This window comes from Rubrobacter calidifluminis (assembly GCF_028617075.1).
GTDB classification, from domain to species: Bacteria; Actinomycetota; Rubrobacteria; order Rubrobacterales; family Rubrobacteraceae; genus Rubrobacter_E; species Rubrobacter_E calidifluminis.
In genome coordinates, this window is record NZ_JAQKGV010000009.1 from 100,971 (window position 1) to 119,284 (window position 18,314).

An 18,314-nucleotide genomic window follows, 5' to 3' on the forward strand; every position below is an offset into this window, starting at 1 on the left:
AGGATGGCCCTGACGACCCGCGAGAGCCGGCCTCAGGAAGTCCTGAGGGACGAGACGCGCCTGCCGCAGACCCCTGAGCCCGGCGTGATCGTCATCTTCGGCGCCTCGGGGGACCTCACATCGCGCAAGCTCGTCCCCGCCCTCTACGACCTCGCCGCGGCCAGGCGGCTCCCGATGGAGTTCGCGGTGGTCGGCATCTCCCGCACGACGATGAGCCACGAGGAGTTCCGCGCGCGGCTGCGCAGGGCGCTCGAAGAGCAGCGGCCCGGCCGGGTGAGCGAGGAGGTGTGGGAGTCCTTCTCCGAGGGGATCTTCTACCTGCCCGGAGACTCGAAGAAGCCCGAGACCTACCGGGAGCTAAAGGACTTCCTTGAAAAGCTCGACCGCGAGCGGGGGACGGGAGGCAACCGGGCGTACTACATGGCATCCTCCCCTTCGCTCTTCCCCGCGATAGTCGAGCACCTCGGGGAGGCCGGGATGAGCCGGGAGGAGGACGGCGGCTACGCCCGCCTCGTCGTCGAGAAGCCCTTCGGGAGGGACCTCGAGAGCGCCCGGGCGCTCAACGCGGACATCCAGCGCTACTTCAGGGAAGATCAGATCTACCGCATAGACCACTACCTGGGCAAGGAGACGGTCCAGAACATCCTGGCTTTGCGCTTCGCCAACGGCATCTTCGAGCCGGTCTGGAACCAGCACTACGTCGATCATGTCCAGATCACCGTCGCCGAGGACATCGGCATCGAAGGCAGGGGGGCCTTCTACGAGGAGGCGGGTGCTCTCCGGGACATCGTGCAGAACCACCTGATGCAGGTTCTTTGCCTGACGGCGATGGAGCCGCCGGTGGCCTTCGATGCCACCCCGGTGCGCGAGGAGAAGGTGAAGGTCTTGAAGGCCGTGAGGCCGATCCGCCGCGAGGAGGTCGGGGAGGTCGCCGTCCGGGGGCAGTACGATCGCGGCTGGATCTTCGGTGAGGAGGTGCCGGGCTACCGCGAGGAGGAGGGGGTCGCACCGGATTCGGAGACCGAGACCTACGTCGCGCTCAAGCTCTTCATAGACAACTGGCGGTGGGCCGGGGTGCCGTTCTACGTGCGGGCCGGGAAACGACTGCCGAAGAAGGTGACGGAGATAGCGATCCAGTTCCACAGGACCCCGCACACCCCGTTCTCCGGCAGCGACACCCGCCAGCTCGAGCCCAACCTCCTGGTCATCCGCATCCAGCCCGAGGAGGGCGTCTCGCTCAAGATCGGGGCGAAGGTCCCCGGGACGGGCTTCGAGGTACGCTCGGTGAACATGGACCTGCTCTACGGGACCGCGTTCATGACCGAGGTGCCCGACGCATACCAGCGACTGCTCCTGGATTTGATGCTCGGCGACCCGACGCTCTTCATCCGGGCCGACGAGGCCGAGGGAGCCTGGAGCATCCTGCAACCGGTTCTGGAGGCCTGGTCGGAGGGCGAAGTCTCCCGTTATCCGGCCGGGAGCTGGGGGCCCAAAGAGGCCGAAGAGCTCCTGGCCCGCGACGGGCGGCGCTGGAGGCGGCCGTGACCGAGACGCGCGCCTCGGACGCCTCCGGCCGGATGAGCGTCGGCGCCATAGAGCACGAGCTCGCCCGGCTCAGGATGAACGACGACGGGACCATCGGCCTGAGGGCGAGCGTGCTGAACCTCGTCGTGGTGACCTCGGAGGAGGCGGCCCCCGCGGTGACGGAGCTCGTCTCCGGGCTCTCGGGGCGTTTCCCGTGCCGGGCGATAGTCTTCATCTCCGAGCCGGAGGCGCCCCACGACGACTTCGACGTGGGGCTGGCTGCCTTCTGCAGCACGCGCGGGGGCGGGCAGGTGTGCGCCGAGCAGATCACGATCCACGCCTGTGGGGCCCCGGCGCGGCACCTGGAGAGCCTCGCCGAGCCGCTCCTCATCCCGGACCTTCCGGTCTTCCTCTTCTATCCGGATGAATTCGACCCGGACGCCGGGGAGTTCGAGAGCATGGTCTCGCTCGCGGACCGGCTCATCGTCGACTCCGGGCGGGCGTCCGACCCGGAGGGTTTCCTGCGCCGGCTTTCGCTGTTAGCGGAGGATCCCGGCGTTCCCGACCTCGGGGATCTCGAATGGGTGGCGCTCTCGCCCTGGCGGGCTCTTCTCGCGGACATGTTCTCTCCTCCAGAGAGGGCCGGAATGCTGGAGGGGATAGAGCGTGTCCGGATAATCCACGACGGCGGGGGCGAGGGCAGGGCGCGTGCGCTGCTCTTCGCCGGTTGGCTCGCCGCCTCGCTCGGATGGAAGCCCGAGGAGGGAGGTTCGTTCTCCGGGCCCGGGGGCGGGATCGAAGTCCTCTTCGAGGAGGGGGATGGAGCACCGCTGCGCCGGGTCGAGGTCTCCGTCCGGGATCTCGTCTTCCGGGTCAGCCGGTGCCGGGATGCGGCGGAGTTCCGGGCCGAGGTCGAACGTGGGGGAGAGATACTGGCCGGGCGGACGGTGCATCTGGGCTACTCCAGCGTGGAGGAGATCCTCGGCGAGGAGCTCCAGCACCGGGGCGACGACCGCAACCTGCTGGACGCCCTCAAGGTCGTGGGAAGGATGGTGGAGCGGTGAAGGTCTCGGTCTTCGAGGACCCGCACCGGCTCGCCGGGGCTGCGGCCGAGGAGTTCGCCCGCCGGGCGCGGGAGGCCGTGGAGCGGACGGGCTCTTTCACGGTGGCTCTCGCCGGTGGCTCGACCCCGCGGGAGACCTACCGCCGGCTCGCGGAGGAGTACGCCACGATGGTCGAGTGGAGCCGGGTGCACTTCTTCTTCGGCGACGAGCGCGGCGTTCCCCCGGGCAGCGAAGATTCCAACTACCGCATGGCGAGCGAGGCGCTGCTCTCGCGGGTTCCGGCCGGGGGCGTGCACCGCATCCGCGGGGAGAGGCCGCCCGAGGAGGCCGCCGCCCTGTACGAGGCCGAGCTGCACCGCTTCTTCGGGGTGAGAAGGAGGCCGCCCGAGATGGATCTCATCCTGCTCGGCCTCGGGGACGATGGACACACGGCGAGCCTCTTCCCGAAGACGCCCGCGCTGCGGGAGCGCCGCAGGTGGGTGGTGGCCAACCCGGTGGAGAAGCTCTCTACCACCAGGATCACGCTGACCCTCCCCGTCATAAACGCCGCCCGGGCTGTGATGTTCCTCGTCGCCGGGGAGGGCAAGGCGAAGGCGCTGAAGATGGTGCTCGAGGAGAACGCCGATCCGGCGGAGTATCCGGCCAGGCTGGTGAGGCCCTCAGGAGATCTCACCTGGATGGTCGATCGGGCGGCAGCCTCTCTCCTGGAGAGGGTGGGTCGTGGGTGAGACGTGCGGGCTGCTCGATATGGGGAGGGTGAAGCGGGCCTCACATCCCCCTCCGGGATGGTTGTTGAGAGAGATCTCGCCCCCCTGCCTCTCTATTAGCATCCGAGAGATATAGAGCCCAAGCCCGGAGGATTTCCCTCCTCTCGGGCTTTCAGCGCTGTAGAACCTTTCGAAGACGTGTGGCAGGTGACGGGGGTCGACGCCGGGTCCCGTATCCCTGACCGAGACCTCCAACTCGTGCTCGTGATGTGCGACCTCGACCTTTATGTCCCCTCCGGGGGGTGTGAAGCGCAGGGCGTTTTCAAAGAGGTTGTCTAGCACCTCCTCTAACCGGTATAGATCCAGGCAGATTTCCCCTCCGGGGGGCGTCCCGTAGATCTCGAGAGAGAGCGCTATTCCCTGCTCCGAGGCCCGCAGACGGTACTCTCTTTCCTTGCGCTCCATCTCCCGTGTAAGGGAGATGGGGCGCGGTTCGAGCTTGAGAGAGCCCTGCTCCAGCTCGGTGAGCAGGAGGATGTCGTTCAGGAGGTAGGATATCTTCCGGCTTGCCCCCTCCAGTACCGGCAGGTAGCGCTCCAGCCTCTGCGCGCGCCGACTTCCACTCACCCGGGAGAGCCCCTCTACGTGGCCCAGGATCACGGTGGCCGGGGTGCGCAGATCGTGTGAGAGGACGGCCAGCGTATCCTCTATCTGCTGTCTCTGACGCCACTCCCGCTCCAGAGAATCCCGAAGCTCACTGCGCAGCCTGTCTACGGCCCGGCAGAGGTCTCCCAACTCGTCGTCTCCATCGTAGCTGATCTCGAAGTCCAGATCCCTGTTGCGGATCTTCTCGGTGGCGTCCATCAGTTCCGTGATGGGGGTGCCCAGTTTTCTAGTAGCCCGGCGAGCGAAGAATACCGTCGATGCCGCGAGCAGTGCTGCCGGAAGTAACGCTGCGAGCAGCATAAGCAGGAGCAGGCCGACCTCCTTCGCTGGTCTCAGGGCCGGGTTTAGGATCGAAGAGTACCTCACCAGGATATAACCCCCGACGCGTCCGCCGTAGACCAGCGGCACGATATCCTGGATGTGCCGCTGATCTGGTGTGGCGCGTGAGGTGTTCAGAAGAGAGGCGAGCTGCTTCACTTTGGGGAGAGGTTGAAAGGTGGATTTGTCTCCTCCTACCGGCTTCCCGTAGGAATCGAGGATCACGTAGTCCATACCGTCGGCCCGGTGGGCGAGCTCCCTGAGCGAGACGGGGTCTCCAGAGAGTAATTTCGCCGCGTGCCTGGCGGCATAGTGCTCCAGACCCCGGGCCGGCTTATCGATCTTCGGGGTGCCCTGCACCTCGTGATAGATCAGGAACAGAATCGCGCTCACAGCGATGATCGAGGAGAGGGCGGTGGTGAACACCACCCCGGTGAGCCCCTTTATAAACAGGCGTTGGATGCCGGATCCGTTCCTCACTGGGGGCCCGGGTTCCATCTGTAGCCCACCCCCCAGACCGTCTCTATGTAGCTGGTTTCTGGGGCTGCCTCCGCGAGCTTCTTGCGGACGCGCTTCACGTGCTCGGTGACAGTCTCCAGACTTCCCATGGAGTCCATCTCCCAGACTCTATCGTAGATCTGTTCGCGCGAGAACACCTGTCTGGGGTGGAGCGCCAGAAACCGCACGAGGTCGAACTCCCTGCGTGTTAGCGGCACCCGCTTCCCCAGGTAGCGGACTTCGCGCCTGATCATGTCTATGGAAAGGCCGCCGAAGGCTACGGCAGGCGCCCCCTCCCTGCGCGAGAGGAGCCTCCTCTCCCTCCTCAGGTGGGCCTCCACGCGGGCGATGAGCTCCCGGGTCCCGAAAGGTTTGACTACATAGTCATCGGCGCCCATCCCGAATCCAAGCACCTTGTCGGTCTCGCTCTGGCGGGCCGTGAGCAGGATTATGGGGATCTCCATCTCCTCCCGCAAGGCCCGACAGACTGTATACCCGTCGACCTTCGGCATCATTATGTCCAGCAGGACCAAATCTGGGCTGCTCCGACGGGCTTCTTCGATCGCCTCCTCGCCGTCGAAGGCGGGGATTACCCGGTAGCCTTCGTCCTCCAGCACGTCGCGCACGAACCCGACCACGTCCCGCTCGTCGTCCACCACCAGGATGGTGCCTTTCCGTGCGTTCATGACCACCAGTGTAGCCTACCTGCGCGTCTTCACTTTGCTTCTGAATGGGAGAACCAGAGCAGGCTCGCCGCGGCTAACGCTGCTGCGAGCGTGAGGGAGGATGCGCAGGTGTGGGTCAGGATGCCGCCCGCGGGAAACCCGGCCTGCTGCGGGGTCTCAGGGCCGAAGTAGGAGATCGCCAGCGAAACGGCCCGGGCAGGCCAGGCCCAGGGAACGTATCTCCACGGGCCGCCCGGTCCCCCTCCGAGGGGCGTCCCTCCGATGAGTGAGGCAATCAGAACACCCGCGATGCCCAACGCCGCGGCTGCGCCCGCTCCCCAGGCCTCCGCCACCCAGACCTCGAGAAAGAGGAGGGGGAGTGCGCACAACCATGAGATGAAACCGGACGCCAGCAACGTTTCCCACGGGACCTTCCCATCCGCTTTCAACACCAGGCCGCAGGCTCCAGTTAGCATGCCGATCAGCAGCGAACTTGTAAGGGTGCAGGATGAGAGCAGTACGAGTCGTCCTCCCAGGAGTTCGGCGGGATGGACTGGACGGGTCCGCAAAGAGATCCAACGTCCCGCGCCCTCCTCTAAGGAGGATGTGATCCCGGCCAGCAGCGCCGCGCCGGCGGGGATGAAGACCATGGTCCACACTTCGAATACCGTTCGCAACAGGCCGTCCCACGAGGCATCCCCTTCGGAGACGTACCAGGAGCAGAGCAGGGCCAGCCCGGCGGGGGACCCCACGACCAGCGGCAGTACCGGGGTGCGGCGGTACTTCAGCGCTTCGGATGAGAGCGACCCGGGCACTACTTCACCTCCCGGCGGGAGAACCAGGCGCACCCGAACCCTGCCAGCATGAGGCCCACAGTGATGGAGACCGCGATGACGGGAATGATCAGCCCGGGATCTGAGAGCGCGCTGCCCGGCTTCAGCGGAAGGCCATTCGCGTGTGTCTCCGCAACCGGGATGTCAGCGCGGATGGGCCAGGCCCATGGAATATAGATCCATCGGGAGCCTTCCGCCATCAGCACCCCGGCTATCATGCCCAAAACGCCCAACACCACCGAAGACCACATCCCCGCCATCTCCGAGACCAGCAACCCGATCGACATCAGGGGAAGCGAGCACGCGCAGGGCAGGAGCGGCACCATCACCGCCCGGGATACCGGCACCGGATCCGGCGCGAGCAGGAGGCCGACGGTGAGGGTGGAGGCGGCCATGACCACAGCCGCGAGGAGATTCCAGAGTTCCACCACGGCCAGCTTCGAGGCGTACATCATCCACGGCTGTACCGGCCTGGATCGCAGGGCGATCCAGGAACCGGCGCCCCTCTCCATCCTGCTCGCCAGCGCTGGCAGGAGCGCCGATTCCAGAGGTACCCACACCGTGGTCCACCAGGTGAATACCACGGCCAGGAGCAGCGGCCAGCTCAGAGGTCTCGTCCCGAGCGAAATCTGCGCCAGGGCGTAGAGCACGCCCACCAGCGCGGGGCCCACTACCAGGATCCGTCGTACGAGCGTCCGGCGGTATTTCAGAACCTCAGAGCGCGCGGCTTTCAGCAGCGGGTTCATGCCTCCTCCCCCACGAGCCTCATGAACGCTGACTCGATGTCCTCCCCCGGGCCGGCCAGTCCTTCCGGCGTTCCCTGGTAGAGCAGGCGGCCGTCGGAGATCACCCCGATCACATCGGCCGTCCTGGCTACCTCGGAGAGGATGTGGCTCGAGAGCATGACGGTGACGTTCTGCGCGCTGAATTCCCGGATGGTCTCCCGCAGCCACCTTATGCCGTGGGGGTCGAGGCCGTTGGCCGGCTCATCAAGGATCAGGAGCTCCGGGCTGCCCAGCAGGGCACCGGCTATCCCCAGCCGTTGCTTCATCCCCATCGAATACTCCCGGACCTTCCGATCCGCAGCCTCCGACAGGCCCACCAGCTCCAGCACCTCCCTTATCCTGCGCTCGTGCAGCCCGAGCAGCCTGGTATGGACCTCCAGGTTCTCGCGCCCGGTGAGATGGCCGTACGGGGTCGGGCCCTCGATCATGGCGCCGATCCTGCCCAGTTGTTCGCGCCGCCACCGTGCCCCGAAGAGCAGGATCTCACCCTGAGTGGGGCGGAGCAGCCCGACGAGCAGCTTGAGGAGCGTCGTCTTCCCCGCGCCGTTGGGTCCGAGCAGGCCGTAGACCGTGCCTTCCTCCACGCGCAGCCCAATATCTTCTAGCGCCGCGTGTTTTCCGAAGTGTTTGCTCAGATGCATGGTCTGGACAGCATATCCACCCATCTGTTGGAGTCCTCCCGGCTTGCCTGCGTTTCACAGAGGGAGCGTATACGGCGTTCCTAAACCGGGCATAAACCGGAGGGCTCCAAAACAAAACATTTTCCAAACTCTTTCCCGTGGCGTGCCGGATGGGGGGGCGATGTCGGCGAGGAGACTTAACGCGGCCGGCTGCTGAAGGGGATCGTCCCGTGCGGCTTGTCCGAGATCCAATCGACGAAACGCCGCACCTGCGGGTGGGCGGCGAGCGCCTCGACGGTGTTGTAATCGCTCTCGAGCTCTTTCTCCGAGAAGACGGTGTGCACGTGACGGTGGCAGGGACCGCACAGCGGGACGGTGCGCTCCAGTTCCTCCCTGCGGTACGCCCTGCCGCCGCGCTTCCTCTTGCGCAACCTCCTGTGCCGGGAGCGGGGGATCAGGTGATGTCGCGTTATCCTCTCTACCTCCCGCCCGCAGAGGGCGCAGCGTCCTCCGCGCGTATCAGGAGACGGCGTCCGGGTCATCCTGGGTGGATGGAGGAGGTTGCAGGGTACCTTTCCTCACCAGCTCCACGGCGACCTCCTGGGGGTAGAGGCGACCGCTCTTTGGGTTTCTCCAGACGATGGGGCCCTCGCCGTCTTCGACCGGCTCCCAGCCTGCCTCCTCGAGCTGCCGGCGCTGTATGACGCTCTCGGTCTCCAAGTGGTTTGCCTCGCCTCCTTCCGGGCTATTCGTGCTTCCGGGTAAGGGAGTATCGCACCCTCTTCGCGGACCATCGGTGAGCGAGACGACAGGTTCCGGCACGATCACCGCAGCCCGAGTATCTTGCGGTACCGCTCGACCATGAGATCCCGACCTTTCAGAAGCCTGGTGGTGCGCCTCCCCACGACGAGACCACCCGCGACCGGGAATTGCGTCACGCCGTCGTCGGGTCCGACGGGTACGATCACGGGGGGATTCTGGTTCGGGGTGTAGGCCTTGAGCGCCTTCTTGCGTCCGCCCTCGGTGGCCCGGATGTTTCTGGCGGCCACCTCGGCGTGTTTCTGCGCCAGATAGGCTGTTTTCGGTTCCTCGAGGTTCGTTATGTCTCCGATCGCGAATGCGTTGTCGTACCCCGTCACCCTGAGGTAGCGGTCCACCCGTACGCGACCGGCCTCGTCGAGCGGGAACCTCCCGCGCAGAAACGATGTGTTGGGCCTCACGCCGAAGCAGATGAACCCCATCACCCCGGAGAGCGGGTGCGGGCGGAGGAGAGAGGCCTCTATTGTGGTGCCCTTGTCTGTTACGAAGGTCGTCTCGGGGTCGTTCTCATCCTCGGGCATGACGGCCTCCTCGAGGATGACCCGGACCCCTTTGGCCTCGAGTTTCTCGAGCAGCTTCCCGCCGAGCGAAGGGTTGAACCAGCCTCCCATGAGCGCCCCGTGGCTGTGTACGAGCGCGACGCCCTTCTTCGGGTAGCAGCTCTTTATCTCCCCAGCGAGCTCTATGCCGACGGGCCCGCCGCCGAAGAGCAGGGCTCCGTCGGCCTCCTCGAGCTGACTGCCGGCCCACCTTATCGCCGCGATGGAGGGTGCTTTCTCGTCGAAGGGCGTCTTGGCGGGGAAGGGGTAGCTCGATCCGCTGGCCAGAACGAGGTAGTCGTAGGCGATCCTGCGCCCGTCTCCCAGCACGACCGTGCCTGGCTCGACGTCCTGTGCCTCCCCGCGCACCACGCTGCCGCGTGAGAGCAGGTTGTCGTAGGGCATGAAGAGCTCTTCGAGGAACCCGTGGTCGACCAACCCCCGCAGGGCGCCGATGTTGTGGAAGAAGGTGTCCTTCTTCTCCACGAGGACGACCTCGAAGTCTCTGTCGAGCAGCTTGGCGGCGGTTACGCCGCCGTAACCGCCGCCGACTATCACGACCCTCGAAGGGCTCACCGGGAACGCTCCTCCCCCTGGCTATTGTCAGCTACGTTCCGTCTGATCTCCTCCGTCCTCACCACCTGCCTCGATCCGGGCCTGCGCCGCGTCGCGCAGCGCGAAGGAGCCGTGCAGGATCAGGGTGAGCCCGGAGAAGAAGACCAGTCCGGCTCCGATCCACATGCTGTTGGTCGTAGCCTCGGTCCAGTGGGCGCCGATCTTCTGGTAGCCGATCGCGAACGGGGCGAAGAACAGCCACAGGCCTACGAAGAAGGTGAGCAGCGTGGTGGCCCGGGCTATCAGCAGACTCCTCGTGCTGCGGTCCCTCATGCGTTATCAGAGCTCCTTCCGTATTGCTCCTGCTGGTGGTAGGGAGTGTCGTTGTTGGGCCTGTTTTCGCGCTCCTCCTGCTGGTGCTGGCGCTGCATGTCCTTGAGCATCTCGTTCAGGAGGGGTACTATCGCCTGCTCGATGGAGGCGTTGCCGGCGTAGGCGGCCTGTTCCTGCGGCTGAGGCTCCGGGGCGGCCTCCTCCTTGCGCTCGCGCCGCTCGAGGATGCCGCGCGCGATCATCTCCTCCCTCAGGCTGAGGCCGTAAGCTGCGAATCCGATCAGTGAGACCAGCGCCAGGCCTGTCCCGACCCAGAAATCGTTCACCGTGGCGTCGGCCCAGGAGGCCCCGGAGGGCTGATACCCCTGGGCGAAGGGGGCAAGGATCAGCCAGAGTCCGCCCAAAAATCCCAGAACGGCACCAACCATTCCCACGATTTGTTTTGTCATGTTACATACCTCCTGTTAGCACTCTCGGGAAGGACCTTGATCCGGGACGCGTGCCCTCGCCTACACGCCCGTCTTCCCCTCGGCCTCTTTCCTTGAGGCCAGGGCGCTGACGAGCAGGGTCCTTGCGAGGGGTTTGAGTACCTCCTCATTCGCCTTCGCCGCCCTTTCGTGTTCGCTCAGGGACCCGTTCGAACGTACCAGGCGCGCCGCGGCGCGGGAGAGAGCGGGGGAGTCTCCGTCGGCGCTCTCCAGGCGCTTGCTGATGAGGTAGAGCGCCATCCCGTAGAGCAGAAGCCTGCCACGCTCGTCGTCGGGCTGCGCGAGCCCGGGGTGCTGGCCGCCGTCGCGATCCATGTCGGCGAAGGCGACCGTGCGCAGCGGCAGCTCCTTCACGAACAGTGCGGCCAGGAGCGCCACCCCAATTATCGGCAGGCCGGTAACGAAGACCGGATGCAGCGAGGCCGCCATCCCCTGCTGAATGCCGTGGACGATCGGGGCGGGCAGCCTCGAGAGCGCATTACCCCCGAGCACGTCACCAAGCGCCGAGCTGCCGTTCGTGAGCTTGGAGGCACCGGGCCCATGCAGTGCCTGCGGCGGCAGGTGCTTGGGGATCTCGGTCTTCATCCGGCTGGTCATGATCGTGCCCATGATCGCGATGCCGATCGTGGCGCCGACCGAACGGGTGAACTGGGAGGCTGCGGTGGCCACCCCGAGATCCTCGCGGGTCACGGCGTTCTGGACGATGAGGGTGAAGGTCTGCATCACAGCGCCGAGCCCGAGACCGACGACCACCATCGCCAGGCGCATGTCGTTCTGGGTCGAGTTATAGCCCAGACGAGAGAGCAGAAGATACCCGAGCCCCATCACGATTATCCCGGCGATGACGAAGATCTTGTAGCGTCCGGTCCGGGTGATGAGCCGCCCGACGACGACGCTCACCGGTATCGCGGCGATCATGAGCGGGATCGTAATCGTGCCGGAGTTGGTCGCATCCACCCCGAGGACGCCCTGGGCGAAGACGGGGATGTAGTAGATCGCCCCGAACATTCCCATCGCGATCGCGATGTTGGAGATGTTCGAGAGGGTGAAGACGGAGTTCTTCCAGAGCCTGAGCGGAAGCACCGGCTCCTTCGCCCGCGTCTCGTTGAAGATGAAGATCGCCAGCAGGACCGCACCGACGGCGTAGGTGCCGATGATGTGCGCCGAGCCCCAAGGATACTGGGTTCCACCCTGAGTGGTGGCGAGCAACACGGCGGTGAGCCCGGCGGCGAGCGTCACGAAGCCCACGTAGTCCACGTCGTGCTTCTTGGCGGTGTGCGGGAAGTGGAAGAAACGCACGATGAAGGCGAGCGCGACGATGCCGATGGGCAGGTTGATGTAGAACAGCCACCGCCAGGAGAAGTGGTCGGTGATCCAACCGCCCGCCAGCGGGCCGAGGATCGAGGCGGCTCCGAAGACCGCTCCGAGGTAGCCGGTGTACTTCCCGCGCTCCCGGGGGCTTATGATGTCCCCGATTATCGTCTGCGAGAGCGGCAGAAGCATCCCCATCCCGAGACCCTGCACGGCCCGCGATCCGACAAGCCACCAGAAGTCCTGCGAGGCGCCCGCCGCACTCGAGCCGATCATGAATGTCACGAGCCCGGCGATGTAGAAGCCGCGCCGGCCGTACATGTCCGAGAGCTTGCCGACTATCGGGACGGTGACCGCCGAGGCGAGCAGCGCCGAGGTCGCAACCCAGCTGTAGTGGGCTGTCCCGCCGAGATCAGAGACTATGATCGGCAGCGCCGGAGAGACTATCGTCTGCGCCGCAGCCGCGGCGAGCATGCCGAGCGCCACCCCGATGAAGATTATGTTCTTGTGGCTCACCCCGTTCTTGCCGCCACCCCGGGATTTCGCCACCCTGCTCGTCATCGCCGCCAACTTGTCCTACCTCCGTCCTTCATCGCACCAACCCCTTTACTTCTTCCACTCTTTCTCAGTCTTTGAAACCTTCGGCGAGCGCGTAGAGCGAATCCCTCAGATGCTCGAGAGCGCCCTCGTCGAGAACTTCGCTGACACGGCGCTCGAACCGCTCGCGCTGCCCGGGGAGCGACGCGAGGAGCGACCTCCCCTTCCCGGTAAGGTAGACCCTCACAACCCGGTTGTCCTCCGGGTCGCGCTGGCGCCTGACGAGCCCCTCTTCCTCCATCGACTTCGCCAGCCGGCTTATGCGGGAAGGGTCCAGGTGGAAGGGCTTGCACAGCTCCCCCTGGCTCATCCCGTCCTCGCGGTTCAGGATGGCCAGGAGGAACCACCTCGAGGCTGCCACACCCGTCTCCCGCTCGATCGAAGCCATGATCCGCTTGGACGCCAGCGCGAGCGGCGCTAGGATCGGGTTTACCTCCTCTACAGCCTCGATGATCCGCTCTTTCTGCGTGCCGCTCTCGGTCTCCATTTGTTGCCTCGTCAAACTTTGCCGATGGCACGTATTCTGCCACGGATGTGTGCGCCGTCAACTAACGGGCGTGAGCGGATTCACGCGGCGGCTTTTGCAGGGTGAGCCAGAAGGCGGGGCGGCCTCTGCTCATCCACAGCCGCTCGAAGCGCGAGACGGGGCGTTCTTCGTCGGGGGAGGGTTTTTTCACCCCGTTGGAGATGAGCCATCTGCCGTCCCTCCTGGCGAGCGCGAGCATTTCCTCGAAGTACTCCCGGTGGTCCGTCACTACGAGGAGGCAGCCTGAGGACTGGAGGGAACGGAAGGATTCGTCGAGGAGGCGGCGGTCGAAGAGGCGTTTCTTGCGCTCGCGCGGTTTCATGCCCGGGTCCGGGAAGCGGAGGTGGATGGCGCGCAGTGAGGAATCCGGCAGGAGGGGATAGACGAGGCGGAAGTCTGCGCTCACGAAGAGGATGTTGGGCAGGTCTTGCGAGGCGGCGGTTCTCACCGCTTTGTAGAGGGATTTTTTGTGGATATCGAAGCCGACGAAGTTGGCGTCCGGGTTTTGGGAGGCGAGGTGGCACAGGAACTCTCCCGTGCCGCAGCCCACCTCTATCTCCAGCGGTCGGCGGTTGCCGAAGAGGGTAGGCGAGGAGATCTCCGGGAAGGAGTGGGGCTGCTCGTAGAGCCTCTTGCCGGGCATCCAGAGCAGGTATCGCCGGGCGGTCTGCTCGTCCGGTGGGGGTACGCGCATCCTGCCGAGCTTCTTGCGCGGCATGTTCTCCTCTAGGGTATCGGAGGTGATTGAGGAGCGGGCCGGGGGACCTTCGGGGCGGCGGAAGTATGAAGGAGTGAGAGCAGATGGTTAACTGAAGACGATTCTGCCGTACTCCGGTCCGCTCCTCTCACCCGGTTATTACGCAGTCGGGGGATATCCCGGATCACTGCCGGCTAGAAAACCTTCTTCAGGAGCGCGATCGCGCCCTGGCTCCAGGGCACGCGGTGCGAGACCCCCGAGGAGTTCTCGAAGCGTGGGCGGTTCTCGACGTACCAGGCGTAGTTTCTGAGCAGCGCGTCCTTGTTCGAGTACTTCGGGGAGAAGCCCAACTGGCGTTCGGCCTTCTCGATCGAGACGAAAGAGTCCTTGCCCGCTGTCTCGTAGACCCACTTGTAGAGCGGGGAGAGTCCCAGGGCGTCGAGCGCCCTCAGCGCCCAGATGGCCGGGGCCTCGACCGGGAAGCCTATGACCCGCTTTCCGTGGCCCGCCGCGTCGAGGACGGCCTGGAAGTCCTCCTTCATCGTGGTGAACTCCTTCGCGCCGATGTTGAAGGTGTCGTTGACCCTCTCCTCCGGGAGCCTCAGGCACAGCTCTATCGCGTCGCAGAGGTCTTCGACGTCCAGGAGCTGGTAGCGGTTGTTCCCGCTGCCGATCATGGGGAAGTTGTGCCCGGTGTAGGCCCAGTCGTAGAGCAGGTCGAAGACCCCCAGGCGCTCGGGGCCGACGAACGACTTCGGGCGGATTATCGGGACGACGAGCCCCTTCGCGCGGTACTCCAGGCAGATCATCTCGGCCTGTATCTTGGCCTGACCGTAGGGGCCGACGCCCTCGAGACGGTCGTCTTCGTGGATCGGATGATGGTCCGGGATGCCGTAGACCGCAGTCGAGGAGATGTGGACGAAGCGCTCGACGCCGTGCCGGTGGGCGGCCTCGAGTAGCGTGCGCGTCCCCACCACGTCGGTGGTGTAGATGTCGCGGGGAGAGTAGAGCGGGAGCGCGGCCGCGGTATGTACGACGAAGTCCACCCCCTCCATCACCCTCTCCACGAGCGATCGGTTGCGGATGTCCCCCTTTATGACCTCGATGCGGTCTCTCTCGGGGTAGTCGAACTCCGCGATGTCCAGCGAGGCCGGCTCGTAGTTGCCTTTCAGGAGGTGGCGGATGAGGTTGATCCCCAGAAATCCAGCCCCGCCGGTGACAAGCACCTTCTTTTTTGCCTGTGTCATCTCGCCTCCCGTCGTTCCTGCAGAGATCTCGCCGCCCGTGCAGAAGAAAAATCCTAGCACAGGGGCCGGTGGGACCGTAGGCGCGCCGGAACTCCGGGGGCCTTAGAATAAAAGTGAGCGGGATTTGAGCTAGAGAGGTCTGGAGATAGCTCTGCGCAAGAGGCGCGTCATCAGAGTGGCCGCGGTCAGGCCGAGGTTCAGACGCAAGGTGAGACAGCGGCGGTACCGGGGTGTCTCCATAACCCCCATACCCGTCTCCCGGCGGGTGCTGTTCATCATCATCTCGCTGGTGCTGGTCGCTCTCGCCTGGATCGTCTACAAGGCACCGACCGTCGCCGTGGTTGCGATCGGTGGCGCGGCCGCTGCGGTCATCCTCTCCTACCCCGTCAGGCTGCTCTCGCGGTTTATGCCCCGCAAGCTGGCCATCCTCGCCACCTTTCTAATCCTGATAGGCGCCGTCTCGCTCGGGATCTTCTTCCTGATCCCGGTGGTCATAGAGCAGGTGAACCAGCTGGCCAGGCTGGCACCGGAGGTTGTTGCCAACGCCAGACACTTCTTCAACGATCGTCTGCAGCCGCTCTACCGCAACAGCCCCCTGAGCCAGATGCTGCCCAGGAACCTGACCTCCGGGCTCACCTCGAACCTCGCCGGCAGGATACAGGGGATCGCCGAGGGGCTGCTCGGCAGCATAACCGGCTTCGCCTCCAGCCTCTTCAGCGCGGCCGTCACCCTCTTCGGGATACTCTTCGTCGCCGTCTACCTGCTCATAGACGTGCGCAAGGTGAAGGCGGTCTACCTCAAGCTCGTTCCCAAGGGCTACCGTAGGGACGCCTGGGAGCTGTGGGAGGCGTTCGGGATCTCGCTCTCCCGCTACCTCGGCGGCCTGCTCTTCACGGTGGCCATAGAGGGATTCCTTGCCGGGATCGCGATGTGGATCATCGGCATACCCTACCCCGTGGCGCTCGGGGTCTGGATCGCGATAGCCGCGATAATCCCGTATATTGGAGCGGTGATCGGCGCCATACCAGCCGTCGTGCTGGCTTTTCTGCAGTCGCCGACGACTTTTTTCCTCGTCTGTCTCTCCTACGCGATAATCCAGCAGCTCGACAGCCACATCCTCACCCCCCGTATCCAGGGACAGGCCTTGCGGGTGCACCCGATCATAGTCCTGCTCGCGGTGCTCGCCGGAGCCGAGATAGGCGGGTTTTTAGGAGTGATCTTCACCGTGCCCATTCTCGCCGTCTTGCGGGTCCTCTTCGATTTCTTCTGGCTTCGCCTGAGGCTCAGCGAACAGGAGGAGGAGGGTGGAACGGACGGGGCCGTCCCCTGAGGTTGCTCACCGGCGAGCCAGGCGCCGGCCGATCTCTCCGGCTGCTTCCAGCACAAGGGCGACCTCTTCGGGTGTGGTGCGGAAGTTGACGAAGCAAACTCTGAGGCAGGCCTTCCCGTCGAGGCTTGCGGGTGCGAGATAAACCCTGCCGTCACGCTGCATCTCGCGGGCCAGCCTGAGGTTGTGAGCATCGAGATCCCCGACACCCGCGGGGACGTGCCTGAAACACACCACGGAGAGCATCGGCTCGTGCAGCAGCTCGAACTCCGGGTCTTCCCGCACCAGGGAAGCCAGATGCCGGGCGTTGGCGAGTGTCTTCCCGATCCAGACCCTGTACTGCGCGGCCCCGTGCACCCGGAAGGCCATCCACAGCCTGAGAGAGCGCAGCGGGCGCGAGTACTCGAGCGTCCGGTCCACCGGGTTGGCCACATCACCCTCGTGCGGCATGTAGCTCTCCTCGTGACCGAATGCCGCCCGGAGCCTTCCGGCATCCCGCAAAAGGACCGCGCTGCAGCTCTTCTGCACCCCGAGCCACTTGTGTGCATCCACGGTGGCGGAATCCGCCAGCTCCACCCCCGAGAAGAGCGGGGCCGTCTCCGGTGCCGCCGCGGCCGGAAGGCCGTACGCCCCGTCCACGTGCAGCCATACCCCATACCTTTTGCAGACCCCCGCGACCTCCGCAATGGGGTCGACGGCGCCGGTGAGCGTCGTGCCGGCGGTCGCGACCACCGCGACGGGCACGACCCCGGAGGAGATATCCCTCGAGAGTGCCTCCTCTAGCGCCTCAGGGTTCATCCTGTGCGACCCGTCAACCGGGATGCGCCGGGCCGACCGGCTCCCGAAGCCGCAGACTTCGGCTGCGCGTACGACCGAGTGGTGGGCCTCCTCGGAGCAGTAGACCGCCACATGGTCCCCGGTCAGACCCCTGACGCGCGAGCCGGGCAGAGCCCGCTCGCGGGCGGCGAGCAGCGCCGTCAGGTTCGAGGTCATGCCCCCGCTCGTGAACGCCCCCTCAGCGAACGGGAACCCCACGAACTGCGCTAGCCAGCGCAGGGCCTGCTCCTCCACCAGGTCCGCCCCCCCGGCGGCGGTGGCCAGGTTGACATCGTAGGTGGCAGAGAGCGCCGAGGCGAGAACTCCCATCTCGAGCCCCGTCGAGCCTATGTACCCGAGAAAGAGCGGCCTGGAAGGGGAGACGCTGGCGTCGAGCACGCGCGCGGCGTCCGCGAGGGCACTCTCCGCGTCCCCGGCACCCTCGGGGAGAGGCTCCCCGAGTCGCCGAACGAGCTCCGCGTCGAGCTCGGGCTCCCGCGGTCGTGGCTCGTCGAAAGAAGCCCAGGCTTCGTCTACCACGCGGGCGAGGTCCGCGAGCACCCCGGCCCGATTCGCCAGCGCCGGAGGATCGGCCTGCTCGTGCTGCGGATCAGACCCCATCCGCCCCCTCCCCCCACCGCTCATGGTTGCACCACCAGAACTTTCATGCCAGCCCCCGGCTCTCCCCCCAAGAGTCCATCCCGTGACAGTACTGAATAATGTATCCAGTAATGTAGCCGGACTGACTCGGGCCGTCAAGCGGGGTGTTCAGCGGGCCCGGTGCGTACGTCCGGGCGGGTGTCTCCCGGAGGCATGCATGAGTCGGGCTGCTTCCGTGCGGTTTTTGACGCCGAGGAGCTTGTAGGCGCCCCGCAGGTGCTGTTTCACGGTGGATTCCGATAGGTAGAGGCGGGAGGCTATCTGGGCGTTGGAGAGTCCCTCGCAGGCGAGGGTGAGCACCTCCCGCTGGCGGGGTGAGAGGCTCTCGAGGTCGGGGGAGCTTTCGTCCTCTATGAGGTACTCGATGAGCCTCCTGGGAGCTGCGAGCTCGCCTTGCAGCACGACCTCGACCGCGCGCACCACCTGGGCGGGGGACATACCGGCGTGGACGAAGCCCCGCGCTCCTGCCCGCAGGGCCTGCTCGGCCAGGGCCAGATCCTCACGCGGTGCGAAGGCCACGATGGGTGCGCCGCCCGCCCGCTCTCCTGCCTGCGCCACCAGCCCTCCGTCCTCCTCTCCCGAGACGCACAGGATCACGCAATCCGGCGGTGTCTCTCCTTCCGTGAGCAGCCGGAAGTGGTCCTCCAGGGCCCTCTCCAGCCCGAGCTCCAGCACCGAGTCGCCGCAGGAAATCCTGACTTTCGGGCGTTCGTCCATGG

The 18,314-nt window shown here is 65.6% G+C and carries 20 protein-coding genes; 4 read left to right on the top strand and 16 right to left on the bottom strand.

Annotated features, from left to right (window positions below; all coding sequences use genetic code 11):
* The first annotated feature begins 3 nt into the window (after positions 1 to 3).
* The 3 genes from zwf to pgl are packed head-to-tail and all read left to right on the top strand — an operon-like array spanning position 4 to position 3,316.
* The gene (gene zwf / locus PJB24_RS08960) at positions 4 to 1,545 is read left to right on the top strand and encodes a glucose-6-phosphate dehydrogenase (RefSeq protein WP_273844977.1); all 1,542 of its coding nucleotides are present in this window, start codon (positions 4 to 6) and stop codon (positions 1,543 to 1,545) included.
* Positions 1,542 to 2,588 carry a glucose-6-phosphate dehydrogenase assembly protein OpcA gene (locus tag PJB24_RS08965; protein WP_273844980.1) on the top strand — a complete coding sequence of 349 codons (1,047 nt, stop codon included), beginning with the start codon at positions 1,542 to 1,544 and terminating at the stop codon, positions 2,586 to 2,588. Before zwf ends, PJB24_RS08965 begins: the two co-directional genes overlap by 4 nt.
* Entirely contained in the window at positions 2,585 to 3,316 is a 732-nt protein-coding gene (gene pgl, locus PJB24_RS08970) for a 6-phosphogluconolactonase (RefSeq protein WP_273844983.1), read from the top strand. The genes PJB24_RS08965 and pgl overlap by 4 nt, the downstream gene beginning before the upstream one ends.
* On the opposite strand, the gene PJB24_RS08975 is transcribed toward pgl, so the two are convergent.
* The 14 genes from PJB24_RS08975 to PJB24_RS09040 all read right to left on the bottom strand — a co-directional run bounded on the left by PJB24_RS08975 (position 3,248) and on the right by PJB24_RS09040 (position 14,792).
* Positions 3,248 to 4,759, bottom strand: coding sequence for a HAMP domain-containing sensor histidine kinase (locus tag PJB24_RS08975; RefSeq protein WP_273844985.1), 1,512 nt, complete (start codon positions 4,757 to 4,759; stop codon positions 3,248 to 3,250). The two genes, pgl and PJB24_RS08975, sit on opposite strands and share 69 nt — an antisense overlap.
* A complete protein-coding gene (locus tag PJB24_RS08980) occupies positions 4,756 to 5,463 on the bottom strand; it encodes a response regulator transcription factor (RefSeq protein ID WP_273844986.1) in 708 nt (235 codons plus the stop codon). The genes PJB24_RS08975 and PJB24_RS08980 overlap by 4 nt, the downstream gene beginning before the upstream one ends.
* 29 nt (positions 5,464 to 5,492) lie before the next feature.
* On the bottom strand, positions 5,493 to 6,257 hold the full coding sequence (locus PJB24_RS08985) for an ABC transporter permease (protein WP_273844989.1): 765 nt from the start codon (positions 6,255 to 6,257) through the stop codon (positions 5,493 to 5,495).
* On the bottom strand, positions 6,257 to 7,021 hold the full coding sequence (locus tag PJB24_RS08990) for a lantibiotic immunity ABC transporter MutE/EpiE family permease subunit (protein ID WP_273844991.1): 765 nt from the start codon (positions 7,019 to 7,021) through the stop codon (positions 6,257 to 6,259). Before PJB24_RS08990 ends, PJB24_RS08985 begins: the two co-directional genes overlap by 1 nt.
* A complete protein-coding gene (locus tag PJB24_RS08995) occupies positions 7,018 to 7,725 on the bottom strand; it encodes an ABC transporter ATP-binding protein (RefSeq protein WP_273844993.1) in 708 nt (235 codons plus the stop codon). The genes PJB24_RS08990 and PJB24_RS08995 overlap by 4 nt, the downstream gene beginning before the upstream one ends.
* Before the next feature lie 152 nt (positions 7,726 to 7,877).
* The gene (locus tag PJB24_RS09000) at positions 7,878 to 8,111 is read right to left on the bottom strand and encodes a hypothetical protein (protein ID WP_273844995.1); all 234 of its coding nucleotides are present in this window, start codon (positions 8,109 to 8,111) and stop codon (positions 7,878 to 7,880) included.
* Between the two features lie 88 nt (positions 8,112 to 8,199).
* Positions 8,200 to 8,400 carry a hypothetical protein gene (locus tag PJB24_RS09005; RefSeq protein ID WP_273844997.1) on the bottom strand — a complete coding sequence of 67 codons (201 nt, stop codon included), beginning with the start codon at positions 8,398 to 8,400 and terminating at the stop codon, positions 8,200 to 8,202.
* Between the two features lie 104 nt (positions 8,401 to 8,504).
* On the bottom strand, positions 8,505 to 9,614 hold the full coding sequence (locus tag PJB24_RS09010) for an NAD(P)/FAD-dependent oxidoreductase (protein WP_273844998.1): 1,110 nt from the start codon (positions 9,612 to 9,614) through the stop codon (positions 8,505 to 8,507).
* A 27-nt stretch (positions 9,615 to 9,641) separates the two neighbouring features.
* Positions 9,642 to 9,926: a hypothetical protein gene (locus PJB24_RS09015; RefSeq protein ID WP_273845000.1), complete on the bottom strand. Its 285-nt coding sequence runs from the start codon at positions 9,924 to 9,926 to the stop codon at positions 9,642 to 9,644.
* Entirely contained in the window at positions 9,923 to 10,375 is a 453-nt protein-coding gene (locus PJB24_RS09020; protein WP_273845002.1) for a protein kinase family protein, read from the bottom strand. The genes PJB24_RS09015 and PJB24_RS09020 overlap by 4 nt, the downstream gene beginning before the upstream one ends.
* A 60-nt stretch (positions 10,376 to 10,435) precedes the next feature.
* On the bottom strand, positions 10,436 to 12,286 hold the full coding sequence (locus tag PJB24_RS09025; RefSeq protein WP_273845067.1) for an MDR family MFS transporter: 1,851 nt from the start codon (positions 12,284 to 12,286) through the stop codon (positions 10,436 to 10,438).
* 64 nt (positions 12,287 to 12,350) lie between these two features.
* The gene (locus PJB24_RS09030) at positions 12,351 to 12,809 is read right to left on the bottom strand and encodes a MarR family winged helix-turn-helix transcriptional regulator (RefSeq protein ID WP_273845004.1); all 459 of its coding nucleotides are present in this window, start codon (positions 12,807 to 12,809) and stop codon (positions 12,351 to 12,353) included.
* A 61-nt stretch (positions 12,810 to 12,870) separates the two neighbouring features.
* Positions 12,871 to 13,566 carry a tRNA (guanosine(46)-N7)-methyltransferase TrmB gene (gene trmB, locus PJB24_RS09035; RefSeq protein ID WP_273845007.1) on the bottom strand — a complete coding sequence of 232 codons (696 nt, stop codon included), beginning with the start codon at positions 13,564 to 13,566 and terminating at the stop codon, positions 12,871 to 12,873.
* A 173-nt stretch (positions 13,567 to 13,739) separates the two neighbouring features.
* Positions 13,740 to 14,792, bottom strand: coding sequence for an NAD-dependent epimerase/dehydratase family protein (locus tag PJB24_RS09040; RefSeq protein ID WP_273845009.1), 1,053 nt, complete (start codon positions 14,790 to 14,792; stop codon positions 13,740 to 13,742).
* Positions 14,793 to 14,967: 175 nt separating this feature from the next.
* Between PJB24_RS09040 and PJB24_RS09045 the strand changes: the two genes are divergently transcribed.
* On the top strand, positions 14,968 to 16,122 hold the full coding sequence (locus PJB24_RS09045; protein WP_273845011.1) for an AI-2E family transporter: 1,155 nt from the start codon (positions 14,968 to 14,970) through the stop codon (positions 16,120 to 16,122).
* A gap of 6 nt (positions 16,123 to 16,128) precedes the next feature.
* Here the strand turns inward: PJB24_RS09045 and PJB24_RS09050 are convergent, their stop codons facing one another.
* Positions 16,129 to 17,556: a pyridoxal phosphate-dependent decarboxylase family protein gene (locus PJB24_RS09050; RefSeq protein ID WP_273845014.1), complete on the bottom strand. Its 1,428-nt coding sequence runs from the start codon at positions 17,554 to 17,556 to the stop codon at positions 16,129 to 16,131.
* Between the two features lie 147 nt (positions 17,557 to 17,703).
* Entirely contained in the window at positions 17,704 to 18,312 is a 609-nt protein-coding gene (locus PJB24_RS09055) for a LuxR family transcriptional regulator (protein ID WP_273845017.1), read from the bottom strand.
* Positions 18,313 to 18,314: the final 2 nt, after the last annotated feature.